At 35.9% G+C, this 19,991-nt stretch carries 7 protein-coding genes; all 7 read left to right on the top strand.

Translation table 11 applies throughout. The features are described 5' to 3' along the window. Positions 1-39: 39 nt before the first annotated feature. The 7 genes from A9D35_RS00900 (at position 40) to A9D35_RS00870 (ending at position 19,969) form a co-directional block, all read left to right on the top strand. Entirely contained in the window at positions 40-11,886 is an 11,847-nt protein-coding gene (locus tag A9D35_RS00900) for a T9SS type B sorting domain-containing protein (RefSeq protein ID WP_083191575.1), read from the top strand. Between the two features lie 73 nt (positions 11,887-11,959). Continuing rightward, positions 11,960-12,901: a PorP/SprF family type IX secretion system membrane protein gene (locus A9D35_RS00895; protein WP_066217846.1), complete on the top strand. Its 942-nt coding sequence runs from the start codon at positions 11,960-11,962 to the stop codon at positions 12,899-12,901. A 359-nt stretch (positions 12,902-13,260) separates the two neighbouring features. Continuing rightward, entirely contained in the window at positions 13,261-13,755 is a 495-nt protein-coding gene (locus tag A9D35_RS00890; protein ID WP_066217845.1) for a GbsR/MarR family transcriptional regulator, read from the top strand. Between the two features lie 10 nt (positions 13,756-13,765). After that, complete coding sequence (locus A9D35_RS00885) at positions 13,766-14,893, top strand: efflux RND transporter periplasmic adaptor subunit (protein ID WP_066217843.1); 1,128 nt, start codon at positions 13,766-13,768, stop codon at positions 14,891-14,893. A 13-nt stretch (positions 14,894-14,906) separates the two neighbouring features. After that, positions 14,907-18,053 (top strand): efflux RND transporter permease subunit, encoded by a 3,147-nt coding sequence (locus A9D35_RS00880; RefSeq protein WP_066217842.1) that lies wholly within the window; start codon positions 14,907-14,909, stop codon positions 18,051-18,053. A 1-nt stretch (position 18,054) separates the two neighbouring features. Next, positions 18,055-19,470 carry an efflux transporter outer membrane subunit gene (locus A9D35_RS00875; protein ID WP_066217841.1) on the top strand — a complete coding sequence of 472 codons (1,416 nt, stop codon included), beginning with the start codon at positions 18,055-18,057 and terminating at the stop codon, positions 19,468-19,470. A gap of 136 nt (positions 19,471-19,606) precedes the next feature. After that, positions 19,607-19,969 (top strand): hypothetical protein, encoded by a 363-nt coding sequence (locus A9D35_RS00870; protein WP_066217840.1) that lies wholly within the window; start codon positions 19,607-19,609, stop codon positions 19,967-19,969. Positions 19,970-19,991: the final 22 nt, after the last annotated feature.

The following is a 19,991-nucleotide window of genomic DNA, read 5'->3' as shown; positions in this document are numbered from 1 at the left end:
CTAAACAGCATTTCCCCAAAGTGCTAAAATGTAAAGACTATGAGAAAACCTACTTTAATTAAAACAGTACTAACTGTTGCAGTCGTCTTGTGCAGTATGCTCTCCTACGCACAAAACAATTTCGGAAATCATGTTCCGTTCACACCTAGATTCGATCAGACCTTAAAAGGTGATATGTTATTAATTGGTAATAACATATTAAATAGAAAAGATAGAAACAATGGTCCTAATGATGCCTACAACGGGAACGAAATGAATGCGAATTTAGATATGCAGTATATCGATATAGATAACGATAACTCTACATTTAGTTCAAGTTCAGCCGACTTAAAGGTGCCTACAAACTGCTACAACATCATTTATGCCGGGTTATACTGGTCTGGTATTTATTATGAAGATGACAGAAGTTCTATTAATAAAATTAAGTTTAAAACACCTGCTGGTGGATACCAAGATATCACAGGAGAATTAATTTACGATGCGGTTAATACACCCATACAAAAAGTATCTAAATCGTTTGCTTGTTATGCAGATGTAACAGATATGGTTCTGGCTTTACAAAACCCAGAAGGAACCTATACGGTAGCAAATGTTTTAGCTTCTACTGGAAATGCCAGCTGGGAAAGTGTTGGTACAAGTGCAGGTTGGTCTTTATTTGTAGTCTATGAAGATCCTTTACTGCCAGGAAAAGCTATTGTGTCTTTTGATGGGTTTAGTGCCATTGGAAGAGGTGTTGAATTAGATGTTCCTATCGACGGATTTAAAACAATTCCTATCGGACCAGTACGTGCGAAATATGCTTTTGCTTGCTTAGAAGGTGATTATGGTTTTACTGGTGACTATTTAGCTATTAACGGAGCAAAATTGTCTGCACCAGGAAGAGATAATGATAACTTTTTTAATAGTAGTGTAACCACCATTTCAGGAAACGATGTTAGAAATCCGAACAGTTCTAACACCTTAGGGTATGATGGGGGTATTATACAAATTGACAATCCTGGTAATGGTATCATTGATAACGGAGATACTTCAGCAATCATTACTTTGGGGACAGAAACCGATGTGTTTCACTTCTATTTTAACGCTTTTGCCGTTGAAATTATTCAACCGGATATCACGTTAACGAAAGTCGTTGAGGATACTTCGGGAAAAGACATTAATAATGGGGATGTTGTTTTGGGGCAAGAATTAGAATATGTATTAAAATTTCAAAATACAGGAAACGATGATGCTATAAAATATACGTTAAAGGATGCCCTTCCTATAAATGTTGATTATTTAGAAATAAATTTGGTTAACGCTCCTGGCGTTACCTATACTTACGATCAGCCTAGCCACGCATTAGACTTTAATATTCCTGATGCTTTAGTAAAAGAAGGTGGTGCACAATACGAAATAAGAATTAAAGTAAAGGTTATCGAGGAGTGTTTTAAACTTCGTGATGCCTGTTCTAACATAGTAAAAAATCAAGCCTATTCTACTTATTATAGTGGAACTTCTGGAAACATTGTTGGTAACGAAAGCCCGAGTGTTTCTGGTATAGGAAATTGCGGTTTAACAACACCTGGATCTACTAACTTTTTAGTAGATATTGATGGTTGTACCTTTGAACGCGAAGAAGTACTTTGTAGCAGCTCTATGAAAATATCTGCTGGAGAAGGGTATAAAACCTACCAATGGTACAAAGGGACGCCTACAAATGGAACGCCGCTTGGAACCACACAAACTATTACCGTTACAGAACCAGGAATATACACGTCGGTAAACACTACCGATACGCCTTGTGTTTCTATTACAGAAACGGTTAACGTAGTTCGTTTTGGAGCAGACCTTCCAAATCCTATTTTAAAATATGCCAACCAAGTGGTTACTTGTCCAGACGATAATAGTAAATTACCTTTATTATTTTTATGTGGCGAAGGCGATTCTAGACTTTTAGAGTCTAACATTACTGATGCACAAAGCATTGTTTGGGAAAAACTTAACGAAGGTAGCTGTAGCGATTCAACTACAAACTGTGCGAATAAAAGCAGCGATTGTACTTGGAGTGAGGTAGGAAACTCTGCTAATTATAATGCTTCAGAAGCAGGAGAATACAGATTGCAAATTATTTATCAGGATGGTTGTTTCGTGCGTTTCTATTTTAATGTGCATAAAAACTTATTCACACCTACAGAAACACATAACGACATTATTTGTGAGACAGAAGGTAATATCACTATTAAAGGTGTGCCAGATGGATATGAGTTTAGTATTACTGGTGAAGATGGGACTTACCAAGATTCAAATATTTTCCAAATTGCAACAGCTGGGAATTATACGGTTCATATTAGACCAAAAGGAGTAACTAACGGAACCTGTGTATTTACCGTGCCAAATATTCCTGTTAGAGAGCGCGATTTTACTGCAGATGTTATTACCACACAACCATTTTGTGCTACAGATAAAGGAAAAATTAGGATACAAATTAACGATGTAGATCCGCAATACACATTCGAACTAAAACAAGGAGCAAAAGTTATTAATACGGTTGGTCCGATAGATGATAACGATTATTCTTTTGATAAATTAAATGCAGGAGATTATACGGTAAGTGTTTCAACTTCCGATGGCTGTACGTATACCGAAGATGTTACCATTATTAAACCAGATCCATTAAAAGTATCGGCAGCAATTACAGCTCCCGTAGGTTGTGGAGATGGTGAAATTACTATAACTACAGAAGGTGGTACTCCTCCATATTTTTACTATATAAATAATGAAACAGATTACCAAACAAGTAATATCATTACGGTTGATACCGCTGGCACTTACTCTATCAAAGTATTCGATTCTAACAATTGCGAAGCCAATACACAGGTAGAAATCACTCAAGCCGACGCTCCAACTTATACCATTTCGACAACAGATAATACGTGTTCTGAAACCAATCAAGGAAGCATAAAAATTGATGTAGCAAATACGAATGGTTATGTTTTAGAATATAGTATTGATGGCGGAACAAAATTCCAAACTTCGAATGTGTTTAGTAAATTAAATACGGGTTCGTATCAAATTGAAATCAATTATACAATAAACGGTTCAACCTGTAAACTTCAAGATACTGCAGAAATTAAAGGCTCTTCTTCTATTGAAGGAGAAGCTGTATTAATTCAAGACTATAGCTGTACACAAACAGCAATTATTCAAGCTCAAAATGTGTCTGGCGGAACGTCGCCTTATACTTATAGTATAGATGGTATAAACTTTCAAAACTCAGATACATTTAGCGATCTGGTTTCTGGAACCTACGCTATTGTAATTAAGGATGCCAATAACTGTACATTTACAACTAACAGTATTGTTATAGAATCGGCAAATGCGCCTAAGTCAATTTCGTTTTCTAGTACAGAAGTTTCTTGTAGCGTAACCTCGGCAACAGTAACACTTAATGTTAGTGGTAATGGAACTTTTAATTACAAAATGACATCTCCTAATACTATTGATAACGGAACAAGTAATGTTTTCGATAATTTACCAGCGGGAACGTATACGTTTTTAGTAACCAACGAAAAAGGTTGTAGCATTTCAGATTCTTATACTATTGAAGCCATTTCTCCAATTACAGTTCAAGGAACTGTAGTGGGCGATGTTAATTGTGCAGGAAGCGATAGCGGGGAAGCTACATTTACTATCGACGGTTTTGTTTCAACTTACGCCTACTCTATTAATGGTGGAGCATTACAAACCGCTCAATCAGCATCAACTTTAAATTTCAATTATGCTGCAGGCACTTATACTATAGAAGTTACAGACGAAACTACGAATTGTAAAGCGACGACTTCTGTAACGATTTCAGAACCTGGAAATCCGTTGGTTAGCGGAACACCAGATATTACGCCAATGTCTTGTAGTACTGAAGGTTCTATTACTTTGAATGCATCTGGCGGACAAGGCGCCAAAACCTATAGCTTAACCTTACCAGACGGTACAACAGTTGGACCTCAAAAGAATAAGGTGTTTAACGGATTAAATCAATCTGGAACACATACTTATACCATTACAGATATTTCCGGTTGTTCGGTATCAGACTCGTTCGACTTAATTTCTACCTCAGCACCGGTTGCAACTATAGATGCTGCATCTGAATTATGTTCAAGTAACGGTAGCAGTACCTCTATAATTGTAAATGTAACTGGAGGAAAAGCACCTTATACTTATAGTTTAAACGGAAGTGCATTTCAAGATAACAATACCTTTTCTAACTTAACAGCTGGCGATTATACCATAGAAGTAAAAGATGCTAACGGTTGTCCTGCTACAGTGCTTAATCAAACTATAGCACCACAAATGATAGTAGAGGCCATTCAGTCTAAAAACTTAGATTGTTCTACAACTCCAGATGCTACTATAGACGTCAGCATAACGGGAGGAGCGCCAAACTACGCCTACCAAGTGGCAGTAAATGGCGGAAATTACGGTACTAAAACAACCGTAACGGGTACGGCATTTACCTACAATGCAACTACAGACGGCACTTATAATTTTTTAATTACAGATGCTTTAGGATGTACCGTAGAATCTGCCGATGTAATTATTAGTCCGTTACCAGTACTTAATGCTCCTAGCCTTGCTATCACTCAAGGAATTTTCTGTAATGGCGACAATAGCGGAGCTATTTCTGTAGATGCTACAGGCGGATTACCTCCATATTCAATCTCTGTTATCGATCAAAACGGGAATGATTTAGGAAATCAAACGTCTGGATTGAAAGCAGGAACATACACGGTTACCATTACCGATGCCAATGGATGTAATGCTAACGAAACGATTACTATTGCAGAGCCTGAAAAAATTTCCTTTGAAATAGGTACTCAAGATATCATCTGTCAACAGGATGCTATCAACCCTCTATCTGGGGAAATCATTGTAAAAAATGTTAATGGAGGAACACCTGGTTATACCTACTATGTGACTAATAATTTTGGTTACTCAAAATCGTATGTTCCTGCCGCAGGAGAAGATCATACTTTTATTGTAATTGATTACGGAATTTACCAAGTAAATGTAGTTGATGCTAATGGGTGTTCTATTATTAAAGATAAAATCGTTATAGCTTCTCCTCCCGATGATTTAACAGTCGACATTTCATCAATTCCAAACAATTGCACCAACAACGGTATAGCAACAGTAACTGTCAACACTTCAATATCAAGTGATAAATATAAGTTTGGAATTTTAGAAACCAATACACCTCCATATACAACGACATACTATGATCCAGATCCAACTACACCGTTAACATATACCTTTGACAATTTAATACCTGGAGTACTTTATACTTTTGTTGTATATGATGAAATAACAAAATGTTATATAATAAAAGCTGCTGAATCCCCAATAGATTCTCAATCAAATTTAACAGCTACCATTGATGATGAACATAATGTAACGTGTACAGGAAGTGATAACGGAAGTGTTTCATTTACATTTGGAAATTACGTGGCTTCAGAAGTAACGTATAAAATATTCCACGCCAATTCACATAAAGACACAGGATTCTCTGGAAGAGAAACAGGACTTAGTGGCTCGGATATTTCAGTTACAAATTTCGGTTCTTTAGAGCCAGGCGATTACTATATTTTATTTAATGAAGTAGGCGGATGTTCTATAGCTTCTACACCATTCACAATTTCAGAATCACCAGAACCTTTAGAAGTTACTGCAACAATCACTAAAAATGATAATTGTTATGATAAAGCTGGTGTTATTACCGCACAAGCTAAATACGGTACAGCACCTTATCAATATTTATTCTTACCGTCTGGTAGTGCAACTCCAACGGTTAGCGATGCCTGGTTAGACACTAAAGTGTTCCATGCCGAAGGTGGAGATTACGATGTATATGCCATGGATGTTTTTGGATGTATCCAACAAACCTCAGCAACAATAACCTTGCCTATAGACACAGCGCCAACCTTAACAGCTATCGTAGATGCTACTACAATTTGTGGTGAAGAAGGAAACTTTACTATTATTGTAACTCGCGATCAAGAAGGTGTAGCTCCATATACATACAGTATTAATGGTTCTGCTTTTAAAACCTATAACGAAGATAGCTCTAATGCGTTCGAGTTAACAAATTTAAATTCTGGTGAACATACTATCGTATTAAAAGATGGCAACGGTTGTACTTCTGAAGAGAAAATCACAATCTATCCTCCTTTAAACGGAAGTGCTTCTGCACATATTTCTGCTACGCCAGATTGTAATGTATCCGATGGAAGTATAACTGTAAATGCATTAGGAGGATCTGGCAATTATAGCTATTCTCTATCTCCTGCTGCTGGTAATTTATCTGGAGACACTTTCAACGATTTACCTTCGGGAACATATACAATAAGCATTACAGATAATGAAACCAATTGTGTTAAAACAATAGATGTTGAAATTCCTGCTGGAACTCCAGTGGCTTTCGATATTAATAATGTACAAATTGATAATGTGAATTGTAATGGTGGTAACGATGGTAGTGTAACGGTTAGATTGCCTAACAACCAAATTAATTTACCTTACACCTACACCTTAACCGGTACATCTCCTGCAGTTGTAGCACAATCTAATACTTCTGGTATTTTTGAGAACTTAAGTGCTGGTGACTACCTTATACAAGTAACCTCTGCTAGAAACTGTGAGGCCGAATTAGCCATTACAATTACAGAGCCTGGTATTTTAGCAACAACTGCTACCGCGACAGAGTTTACTTGTGCTATAAATAATACCGCAAATACATCTACCGTTACCATTGAAGCTACTGGTGGTACAACGCCATATTATTATAGTATAAACGGTACCGATTATTTTAAAACAAATACGTTTAGTGTCATAGACTCTGGAACCCCTCAAACCATTCAAACTTTTGTAAAAGATGCTAATGGATGCGAAATAGCAGGTTCTGTAATCATTGAGCCATTACCAGAAATGGAAGATATTAAAATCGATCAGGTAGATGCGATTAGCTGTAACAATGGTGAAAGAATTATTTTAACACTTAACGATAATCCAACAGAATACATCTATCAATTATTACCATCGGGAACACCTCAAGATTCTAATGAATTTATTTTAGATGAACCAGGAACCTACACATTTATGGTAACTAATAAAGAAACTGGATGTTATGGAATTACAGAACCGTATACTGTTGCGCCTTACAATACCATTGAAACGACGGTTGACGCAGTTACGGGCGTATTATGTTATGGTGATTACACCGGAAGCGTAACGATTGGTATTACCGGGTATGCAGGAACCTATACGTACGGAGTAAGAGATACAGACGGAAATGAATTATCTCCGGCTATTGGTGGTACTGTAAATCCTTTTAATGGTACTTTAGTAATAAATAATTTACCTGCAGGAAATTTCTATGTAGAAATTACAGAAACAGAATTACCGTTCTGTTCTACAAATACCCCTGTATTTAATATCTCTACACCAGCTTCTGGTATTGCAGTAGATATAGAAACTACTGGTGTAACGTGTACTAACGATTTAGGAACCATTACAGCTATTGGTTCTGGCGGAACAGGTGCCCTAATGTATGAATTTACAACTGCTGCAGGTGCTGTTTTACAAGCCGCATCGGCAGATAATAGTATTGAAGGCTTAGCAGCTGGAACTTATAAAGTAAACGTTACAGATGCAAGTGGATGTTACTTCTCGTCTGCTAATATTACCTTAGACGCTCCTACTCCTATGGATGCTACAATTTCAGCATCGTTAACAGATTTATCTTGTATTGGAGATGCTAATGCAGAAATAACCGTAAACAACGTTACCGGTGGTCAAGGAAGCGGCTATTTATATACCTTATTTAATACGGCTACAGGTACATCGTCTGGACCACAACCAAATAATGTATTTAAAAATATAGCAGCAGGTACATATTATGTTGTAGTGAATGATGGTTGGAATTGTGAGTTTATTACGCCTAATGTAACCATTACAGAACCTGCAGATGTTATTGAAGGAGAATTAACGCTTAATGCATCGGCAACCTGTGATACTGAAGCATCAATCACACTATCGGTTTCTGGAGGAACAGCACCATATCAATACAGTACAGATGGAAGTAATTTCAATCCATTTACTAATCCATCTACATTTCAGGTTGGAGCTGGTACTTACCAGTACTACATTAAAGATGCCAACGATTGTGATATTGTTTTAAGTAATAAAGTAGTAGTGGAGCCTATTATTCCAGTAGATTTAAAAATAGATCTTTCTGCTGCCTTTATTACTTGTGCAGGAGATAATAATGCAACTATTACAGCTGAAGCATCTCATGGTTTAGGTAATTACACTTACCAACTTTACGATGCAGCTACTAATAATGTTATCACGGCACCACAAACTAGTGGAATATTTACCAACTTAACAGCAGGAATCTATCTAGTTTATGCCTATAGTGGTGCAGATTGTAGTGCAGTTTCGGAGGTTATTACCATTACAGACCCTAATCCTTTAGAGGTGGCGTTTACGAAAACAGATGTTACTTGTAATGGCCAAAATGATGGTACTATTACTATAAATGCTTCTGGCGGAACAGGAACGATTCAATATGCTATTTCACCATACTTAGATCAGTTTGTAAACACGAACACTTTTAAAGATTTAGCTCCTGGTGATTATGAGGTGTATGTTCAAGATCAAAGTGGATGTTTCCAAATTATAACCGTTACCATTAACGAACCTGAACTTTTAAATGCTGAAATTACTGCTTTAGTAGGTGAGCAATGTTTAGGAGAAGCCAACGGATCTATAACAATCCAAATTACAGGAGGAACCATGCCTTATGCTATTAAATTAGAGGCTAACGGAGCCCTCCTCACAAATGTGGATAACATTTTAACGAATGAATATACCTTCACTGGGTTATCTGGAGATACCTTCTACCAAATTTGGGTAACCGATGTTAACAACTGTAGCTCTGACAGCTCCGATACCCAAAAGTTTATGGATGCTGCAGTAGAACTAAATCCATCGGTTGAGATTGTTGAAGCATGTTATAACAATGGTCCACAGTCTGATATTATTATTAATGTAAATGAAGATGTTAAAGACAGTGTGCAATATTCTATAGATGGTATTAATTATCAACCAACTAATGAATTCACAAACCTTCCTGTAGGAACCCATACGGCCTATGTAAAACACACGAACGGCTGTACACAAACAGTGGAATTCGAAATTAATCCATTAGAACCTATTGTTGCAGATTACACCGTAATGTCTCAAGTATTGTGTTATGGAGAAACTAATGGTGAAATTGTTGTAAATGCAACTGGAGGCACAGGAACTTTACAGTATGGTATTTCTCCAGATTTCAACTTACAAAACTCGAATACATTCAGTAATTTAAGTGCTGGTATTTATCAAATAATGGTTAAAGACGAAATTGGTTGCGAGGTTATACTAGATAACATTGTTATTAACGAACCTTCTGCTCCTTTAACGGCAACCATAAATGCAACTTCCGAAATGTGTTACCAAGCTAACGACGGAAGTATTACAGTAGATATTGCCGGCGGAACAGCGCCTTATGAAATTAGTTTAAACGGTGGCTCTTTTGAGGCTGTAACTTCAAACAATCATGTATTTAATAACCTTGAAGGTGCTACAGAATACACGGTTCAAATAAAAGATGCTAATGGTTGTAGCATTACAGATTCTACAATAATTGTTAATTCTGGAGTTATCCTAGAACCAGAGGTTATAGTAGATGATACCTGTGATAATAATACCATTGGTAATACCGTAACTGTGATTGTAAATGAGGACCAAAAAGCAGAAGTAGAATATGCTCTAGATGGTATTTCATATACAACATCTAATGTATTCACAGACATAGCCCCTGGCGATTACATCGTGTATGTAAAACACATTTCTGGATGTATTAAAGAGGAACCATTTACTATTAATGCATTAACGCCAATAGCGGCTACAACAACAGTAGCTTCAGAAGTGCTTTGCTTTGGAGATGCTACAGGAGAAATTACTGTAACTGCAACTGGTGGCTCAGGAAATTATCAATATGCTATTTCACCAAACTATACGTATGTCACATCTAATACATTCTCTAACTTATTAGCAGGATCGTATACTATTAAAGTACTAGATGCTACTTTAGGATGCGAAACTGTAGTTAACGGAACGATTATTAATCAGCCAACAGCTCGATTAGATGCTACTGCAACGGCATCGAACGAAGTATGTTTTAAAGCTCAAGATGGAAGTATTACCGTTGATATTTCTGGAGGAACAGCGCCTTATGAGATTAAGCTTAACAATACGCCTTTCCAACCAGTAACCGGTAATCAATTTATTATCGAAAACTTAAAAGGTGGCTCAGAATACGACATCAGAATAAAAGATGCTAACGGATGTGAAATTATTCCTCTAAACATCGACATCGATGCAGGAATTGACTTCAATCCAGTAGCAACTGTAGAAAGTAACTGTACCGCTAATGCATCTGGTAACCTAGTTACGGTAACTGTAGAAGATGCTGTTAAGACCGATGTAACCTATGCATTAAATGGAGGTGCTTTTGCTTCGACTAATGTATTCACAAATTTAAGTGTAGGTACACATACTATTGCGGTTAAACATACTAACGGTTGTATAAAAACTGTGGCTGTAGACATTGATCCTACCACACCAATATCTGCCGATGTAGATCATACAGAAGTACTGTGTAATGGAGACAATTCGGGTACTATTACCGTTACAAATGCCGTTGGTGGACAAGGAAATTTCACCTATGCTATTTCACCTAATTTTGATCAAACTACAAACAGTACATTCACAGACTTAACGGCTGGAACTTATACTGTAAGAGTGTATGACGAAACTGGTTGTTATTTTGAAACCACAGAAACGGTAACAGAGCCAACACCTATTCAAGCAAGTGTTTTAAGAGTTTACGATGAAACTTGTGCTAACGAAAATAATGCTGCAATAGAAATCGAAATAATTAGAAACTCGGGAACACCACCATATTACACAAGTTTAGATCCTGATAATAATTTTGTTGAAGGTCAGCTGATTTTCGATAATTTAAAAGGAGGTAATACATATACCATTTATGTAAAAGATGCTAACGGATGTACAACAACAGTACAAACTACAATTGCAACACCTGTTAATATTGCCCCAGTAGCAAAAACGGTTTACGGTTGTGGTATAAATCAAACTCATATCATTGTAGATGATGAGGTTGAAAGTGCTGTTTCTTATTATATAGACGGAGAAATTAATAAAACCGAAAATAGTTTTACAAACTTAGCTTCTGGAACTTACGAAATTGAAGTGGTTCATCTATCTGGTTGTTCTGCAACCCTAACTTTAACTATAGACAACCCACTGCCATTAGAATTAGAAGTAAAAGAAGGAGACTTAAATGAAATTGAAGCCATTGTGTCTGGAGGAACAGAAGACTATACCTATTCCTTTAACGGAGTTGACTATGGTAGCAATAACGTGTATAAGTTAACAGAAAGTGGTCCAATAGAAGTTAAAGTAACAGATGCTATGGGTTGTATACAATTATTAATCATCCCTGGTACCTTTATAGAAATAGAAATTCCTAATTATTTCACTCCTGATGGTACAGGCGAAAATGATACTTGGGGACCTATAAATGCCACTGCTTATCCTAACATTGTAACTAAAGTATTAGATCGCTACGGTCGTGTAGTTAAAGTACTTAAAAGTAATGAGAAATGGGACGGAAGGTATAATGGAAGTAACCTACCTACAGGAGATTACTGGTATACTATTAACCTAAACGATCTTACAATTTCTCAAAAAGAATATGTTGGGCATTTCACCCTTTACAGATAAGAACACCTAAACTCTGGTTGTTTCCCAAAGCAACCAGGGTTTTATTAAACCCCCAAAATAAAACCTACATACCATGAAAAAATTTAATCTTATTTTAATGCTGTGTCTTTTCTCGCTGATGAGTCACGCACAAGAATTAACAATACCAACTTACACACAATATTTAGCAGACAACCCTTTTATCCTGTCACCCGCTTATGCCGGAATTGGAGAAAATATTAAAATACGTGCCAACGGACTCACACAATGGGTAGGTATAAAAGATGCACCCGATAACCAATCATTAGCTGCCGATATGCGTATTGGAAAACGTTCTGGTGTTGGTGCCTTTATTTATAATGATAAAAACGGATACACCAATCAATCTGGAGCAAAAGTATCGTTCGCGCATCACTTAACTTTAGACTATGATAACGATAGCTTTTTATCGTTTGGTATTTCGTATAACGTGAATACTTTTAGAATCGATGTTAACGAATTTAACGGTCCTGATGCCTCGGTGACAGACGACCGTAAAACCATAAACCACAATTTTGATGTGTCTGCTTTATACCGTTTAAAAGAATTCTACATCAGTTTAAATATTAACAATGTGGTGAATAAAGATCTTAAAATCTTCGATACTAACGAACCTGCACGTTTAAGAAACTATCAAGTTTATGCGGGATATATTTTTAGAAAATCTAGAAATAGCGAATTTGAAATTGAACCTTCAACCTACATTCAATATTACGAAAGTGACGGAAGGTCGACTACAGATTTAAACGTAAAATTTAGATACAAAACTCCGTATAGTTACTATTGGGCAGGATTATCGTATCGTTTTTTAAACGACCAAGTTTTAAAGCCTCTAAACGTTGGTCCAATGGCAGGTGTTAAAATAAACAACTTATATTTTGCTTACTCATACCAAGTAACCGTTAACGACTTTTTTGGATATAATACAGGTACCCATATGATCACTCTAGGCTGGGATATTTTTCAAGGCCCTGGAGAATGTAAATGTACCATGTAAAGCATTCCATTTATACAATACACACTTCATGGTGTTTTTTTGGGAAAAGCCTCAAATTCAATTTCGAATTTGGGGTTTTTAAGTTTTTATAATCTTGGTAGCCGACTACTATATTCTATAACCTAGCTGTCTTCCTCTTCTCATTTTATCCTCTATTTCATTTTTAGGGCCTTGTCAAATTAGGCCAAACATCTGTTTTTCTACCTAATTAAAACCGATTAACAAGATGAATAACAAAGAGTTCCTCTAAATTATATTAAGTTATAATATTTTATTTTTTTAACAATTAGTTAACTTCGTTTAGTTCGGTAGTTTCCGAACTAACTTTATATTTGCATACAAAATCATTAATATACAAAATGACAGAAGCACTCATTCAAGAAAAAAAAAGGTTAGTAGAAAAGCTTGGGGTTCATTTTGAACATGTTTCTCAAATCGCGCCTTTAGCAGCACGAATATTGTCGTTCATTATACTTACAGGAAAAAAAGGCTCTACTTTCGATGATCTTTTGGTTAACCTAGGTGCCAGTAAAAGTACCATCTCTACACATTTAAACCATTTACAGGATTTAAAAAAAATTAAATATTTCACGAAGTCTGGCGACCGAAAAAAATATTTTGTTTTTAATCAGGATGCCATAATTCAGGACATCGATGAGATTATAACCAATTGGGAAAATTTAAAAGATATCCACATTGAAGTAAAGCAATTCAAAAAAACAGTGAACGATGAAGATCCAAATGATGAAAAACCATTTAATCTAGATTTTCATAATGATAACATCAAGTTTTTAGAAGAAGCCACAAAAAGCATTACCATTTTAAAAGAAAAAATAAACAACCAAAACATTTAATAGGATACTAATGAAAAATAGACATTACACGATATTATCGCTATTTCTTATAGCCATAACTTTAATAAGTTGCGGAAAAGAAGCCGAAAAACAGTCAGCCCCACAACAAGCTCCTGCTTTTCCGGTTACCGTAATACAAAACAAAACAGTAACGGCTTACCAAAATTTCCCTGCTACCATTAGTGGAATCGTGAGTAGCCAAGTAAGAGCTAAAGTGAGCGGTTATATTCAAGAGGTATTAATAGACGAAGGAGAACCTGTAAAAAAAGGACAAGTTCTTTTTAAGTTAGAAACTCAATCTTTGAGTCAGGATGCTGGAGCTGCAAAAGCTCGTGTTAATGTGGCCCAAGTTGAGGTAGAAAAATTAATTCCTTTAGTAGAAAAAGGTATTATTAGTCCTGTACAATTACAAACAGCCAAAGCAAATTTGGCTCAAGCAGAAGCGAGTTACAGTGCTATTAACGCAAACATTGGCTATGCCACAATTAAAAGTCCGGTAGATGGTTATGTGGGTGCTATTAATTTTAGAGAAGGTGCTTTAATTAGTCCAAGCGACCCTACTCCATTAACCATTGTAAGCGATATTAGTAAAGTATATGCTTTTTTTAGTTTAAACGAAACGCAGTACTTAGACTTTCTAGAAAATACCGAAGGGAAAAACTTAGAAGAAAAATTAACACATTACCCAGATGTAAACTTAATCTTGGCTAATAAAAGTGTCTATTCAGAAAAGGGTAAAATTCAAACCAGTTCTGGACAAATCAATCAAAATACAGGGACCGTAAGTCTTAGAGCCGTTTTTAACAATCCAAATCGTTTAATTTCTAACGGTAGTAGTGGTACCATTCAAATTCCTGTGGTTTATGAAGATGCCATAGTAGTCCCTCAAAAAGCGACTTACGAACAACAAGGAAACATCATGCTTTATAAAGTAGGAGAAGATAATAAAACGGTAAATACGATTATAAAAGTTAAAGCATCTATAGATGGTTTATATGTTTTAGAATCTGGTTTAAATGCTAACGATAAAATTGTTGCTTCCGGAATTGGTAAAGTAAGAAACGACATGGTTATTACCCCTCAAGAAGTTCCTTTCGATGAGGTTACTAAACCTATAGAAGTATTATTTAAAAACTAGAAATTCATAGAGTATGTTAAAAACATTTATTGAAAGACCTGTACTTTCAACGGTAATTTCTATTATCATAGTGCTCCTTGGAGTCATCAGTATAACGAGTTTACCGGTAGAAGAGTATCCAGATATTGCACCACCAACCATTAAGGTTAGTGCATCTTATCCTGGAGCCAATGCAGAAACTGTATTAGAGAGTGTTATTATTCCTATCGAGGAACAAATTAACGGTGTAGAAGGCATGACCTACATTACCTCTACCGCATCTAATAATGGTACAGCAGAAATCACGGTATATTTCGACCAAGAAATGGATTCCGATATTGCTGCGGTAAACGTTCAGAACCGTGTATCTAGAGCAAATCCATTATTGCCTGCAGAAGTAATTGCCACTGGGGTTACCACCCAGAAGCAAGAAACAAGTGCATTAATGTTTATTTCTATGTATTCTGAAAATGATGAGTACGATGCAACATTCATTCAGAATTACTTAAAAATTAACGTTATTCCTGCCATGCAACGTATTAGTGGTGTTGGAGATGTTAGTGTGTTTTCACAACAAGATTATGCGATGCGTATTTGGTTAAAACCAGAAAAATTAGCAGCGTATAATTTAATTCCATCAGATATCACGACCGTTTTAAAAGAGCAAAATTTAGAAGCTGCCGCCGGATCCTTAGGTGAGAATAACGGTGAAGCATTCTCTTATGTTTTAACTTATAGCGGACGTTTTAAAGAAAAACAACAATACGGAGATATCGTAATTAAAGCGTTAGGAAATGGCGAGTTTCTTAAATTAGACGATGTTGCCGAAATAGAATTAGATGCACAATCGTATTCTTCTAATGCGATGAGTTTGGGGAAACCTGCCGTGTTTATGGGAATTTTTCAAACAAAAGGGTCTAATGCCCAAGAGATTATTGAAAATATAAAAGCCACATTAAGTACGGTTGAAAAAGATTTACCAGACGGTTTAAAGGTATTTATTCCTTACGATACCAGTTTATTCTTAAATGCCTCTATAGAAAAAGTAGTTCATACTTTATTGGAAGCCTTTTTGCTGGTATTTTTGGTAGTATTCATCTTTTTACAAGATTTTCGATCCACATTAATTCCAGCTATTGCAGTACCCGTATCTATTATAGGAACCTTCTTTTTCCTGAATGTTTTTGGGTATTCTATAAACCTATTAACCTTATTTGCTCTTGTCCTTGCTATTGGTATTGTAGTAGATGATGCTATCGTAGTTGTAGAAGCCGTACATGCCAAAATGGACGATGGCGAAAAAAATCCGAAAACGGCCACCTTAGTGGCTATGAATGAGATTTCTGGTGCTATTATCTCGATAACTTTAGTAATGGCCGCAGTATTTATTCCGGTAACATTTGTTCAAGGTCCAACAGGTGTATTTTACGAGCAATTTGGTGTTACTTTAATTATCGCCATCTTAATTTCGGCTGTAAACGCATTAACCTTAAGTCCGGCATTATGTGCCTTATTATTAAAAACACATAAAGACGATGAAGACCTAAAAGGTAAGAATGCCTTACAACGTTTTTACACACTTTTTAATCGCGGATTTAACGCCACAGTTACTAAGTACGGAAAATCTCTTGAGTTTTTATATCGAAAAAAATGGGTGCCAGTATTACTTTTAGCCATAGCAGTTGCTGGAATCTTTTGGGCTGCAAAAACAACGCCTACAGGATTTGTACCTAATGAAGATAGAGGAATTATTTTTGCTAATATCGAGCTACCTCCAGGATCTTCTTTAGATAGAACCGATGCCGTTGCTAGAGACTTATATTCCAGAATTAATGGTTTAGAAGGTGTTGCAGGTGTTAACTTTATTAAAGGACGAAGCTTAATTAGTGGTTCTGGAACAAACTATGGTTTCGGAATTATAAAATTAGAAAATTGGGACAAACGTGAAGATGATGCACTGTCTTCGAATGCTATTACCGGAAAATTATTTGGTATAGCAGCCGCAGTGCCAGAAGCAAATATTATTTTCTTTGCCCCTCCTAGTATTCGTGGTTTTGGTAACTCTGCCGGATTTGAAGTAAACCTATTAGATAAATTTGGAGGTGAGTTTTCCGACTTAGACAAAATGAACCAAGATTTTGCTGCATCTTTAATGAAACACCCAGAGATTAAATATGCACAATCCTCCTTCAATACAAAATATCCACAATACGAAATGGAAGTGAATGTGCCTTTAGCAAAAGAGAAAGGAGTTCCTATTAATAGTATCTTCTCTACTCTACAAGGGTATATTGGTGGGATTTATGCTTCAGATTTTTCCCGATTTGGAAAACAATTTAGAGTCTATATTCAAGCTTTACCAGAAGATCGTGCCGATGTAAATGCTTTAAATAGCATGTACGTAAGAACCGATTCTGGTGAAATGGCTCCTATTACTCAGTTTGTTAATTTAAAACGAGTGTACGGTCCGCAGTCTGTAACCCGATTTAATTTATTCAATTCAACCACCATTACAGGTGCTACTAACGACGGATTTAGTACTGGTGATGCCATTAGAATTATAGAGGAAGAAGCCGCGAAATTACCAAGTAATTATTCGATAGCCTATTCTGGTTTAACACGAGAAGAGGTTAATGCAGGAAACCAAACTACGTTTATTTTTATCTTAAGTATTTTATTCGTTTACTTCTTATTAAGTGCTCAATACGAAAGTTATTTATTGCCTTTTGCCGTGGTACTTTCCATTCCTTTTGGGGTATTTGGAGCTTATATAAGTACGAAGTTTTTAGGTTTAGAAAACAATATTTATTTCCAAATCGCCTTAATCATGCTTATTGGTTTACTCGCCAAAAATGCCATTCTTATTGTAGAATTTGCACTGCAACGGCGTAAAAATGGAGAAGATATTGTGAGTGCGGCAATACATGGTGCGAAAGCCCGTTTGCGTCCAATCTTAATGACTTCTTTCGCCTTTATTTTAGGATTAATGCCTCTGGTTTTAGCACAAGGAGTTGGTGCCGAAGGAAACAAATCTATTGGTACAGGTGCTGCTGGAGGAATGCTTATAGGAACCTTTTTAGGTGTATTCGTCATACCTATCCTTTTTATATTATTCCAATGGTTACAAGAAAAAGTATCTAGTAAACCAGCCATCGTAGAACATAACATTGAAGAACACTAGTATGATATCAATTATAAAACATAATATGCTAAATAAGTTTGGAGTTTTACTTTTTGCTGCGATAACTTTACAAAGTTGTTTTGTAGCCAAAGATTATGAACGGCCAGAGTTTGAAGAAACACCCGATTTATACCGTACCGAGAATCTATCTACCGATAGTTTATCTATGGCCGATGTATCATGGAAAGATTTATTTACAGACCCGTATTTGAATCAATATATTGAAGAAGGCCTGCAAAATAATATGGATATTAGAATGGCCATTCAACAAATGGCAACCGCAGAAGCTTATGCAAAACAGGGTAAAGCGGGGTATCTGCCAAGTGTTGGATTAAATACAAGCGCTACGCATCAAGAACTTTCTAAAAACAGTCAATTCGGTTCATTTTTTAATGGGTCGATAGAACAATTTGAATTATCTGCAAACCTATCTTGGGAAGCCGATATTTGGGGAAAAATTCGAAGTGCTAAACGGGCCTCCGATGCTAATTACTTACAATCTGTTGCTGCACATAGAGCGGTTAAAACCATGTTGGTTTCTAGTATTGCAACAACATACTATCAGTTATTAGCTTTAGATGCTCAGCTTGAAGTTACCAACATATCTATAGATGTAAGAGAAAAAAGTGTAGAAACTATAAAAGCCTTAATGGAAGCTGGACAGGTTACTCAGGTGGCTGTAGACCAAAGTATAGCACAATACAAGAATGCTAGCGCTTTAAAAATAGATATAGAAACTGCTATTTATCAAACAGAAAATACGTTTAATTTATTGTTAGGTAAAAGTGCTCAATCTGTAGAACGTACAATCTTAGATAACCAAGAATTAACTTCTGATATAAAAACAGGAGTCCCTTCTGCCCTGCTTAGAAACAGACCCGATGTTATGGCTGCAGAATATGCTTTAATAAATGCTTTCGAATTAACGAATGTTGCCAAAAGTCAATTTTATCCGGCTTTAACATTAACAGCTTCTGGCGGATTTCAGAGTTTAGATTTAAAAGATTGGATAAGTGCAAATTCTATATTCGCCAATATTGTTGGTGGTTTAGCACAACCTATTTTCAATAAACGAAGTATTAAAACACAATACGAAGTGTCTCAAGCCCAACAAAAACAAGCCTTGATAAATTTCGAGCAATCCCTTTTAATTGCCGGAAACGAAGTGTCTAACGCTTTATATAAGTTTGATGCCGAAAACAAGAAAATTGTATTTAGAGAGCAAGAAGTTGTGGCACTTAAAAATGCAGAAGCCAATTCCGAAGAACTTTTAAACTACGGATACGGTACATATTTAGATCTTTTAACCGCTAGAGCAGCCGCATTAAATGCAGAACTTAGTGTGGTAGAAAGTAAGCTTCAAAAATTATTAAATGTTGTCGATTTATACGAAGCCCTTGGTGGTGGATGGAAGTAATATTTATTATTAAGTACTATTAAAAAGGCTTTTTCATTTCAGAAAGAGCCTTTTTAGTTTTATATCTTTGTTAGTAATCCATTAAAAAACATTGTATTTTCGGGTTTTAAATAAAACTACTCCGGTTTACATCTATATGAGAAAATTAATCATCATATCCGCTTTAATTTTAGCCATAGTGGCTACTTTATTATCGACCATGCCTTGGTTTAAGTTAGCATTCATACCTTCGGGCTTAGCCTTGCTATTAGGTGGTTATGGCATACATATTTCAAAACAAAAAGTAAATCCTAAAAAAACAGCACAGCTCTCGGTTTTACTAGCTGGCATAGCTTTAGTTTTATCCTTCTATAAATTACTATTTACAAACTCTGAAATTGATAAGCAAGAGGCTGTAGAACAAAAAGAAACACCGCCTAAATTAGATACAACTAAGGCCGCTGACACCTTAGATATTAAATTTGATGATAACGGAAATAAAATCATTCCGCGACATTAAAAACGCTCTTTTAAAAATTATA

Source organism: Formosa haliotis (assembly GCF_001685485.1).
GTDB lineage: Bacteria > Bacteroidota > Bacteroidia > Flavobacteriales > Flavobacteriaceae > Formosa > Formosa haliotis.
This window is presented reverse-complemented; position numbering and strand designations above follow the sequence as displayed.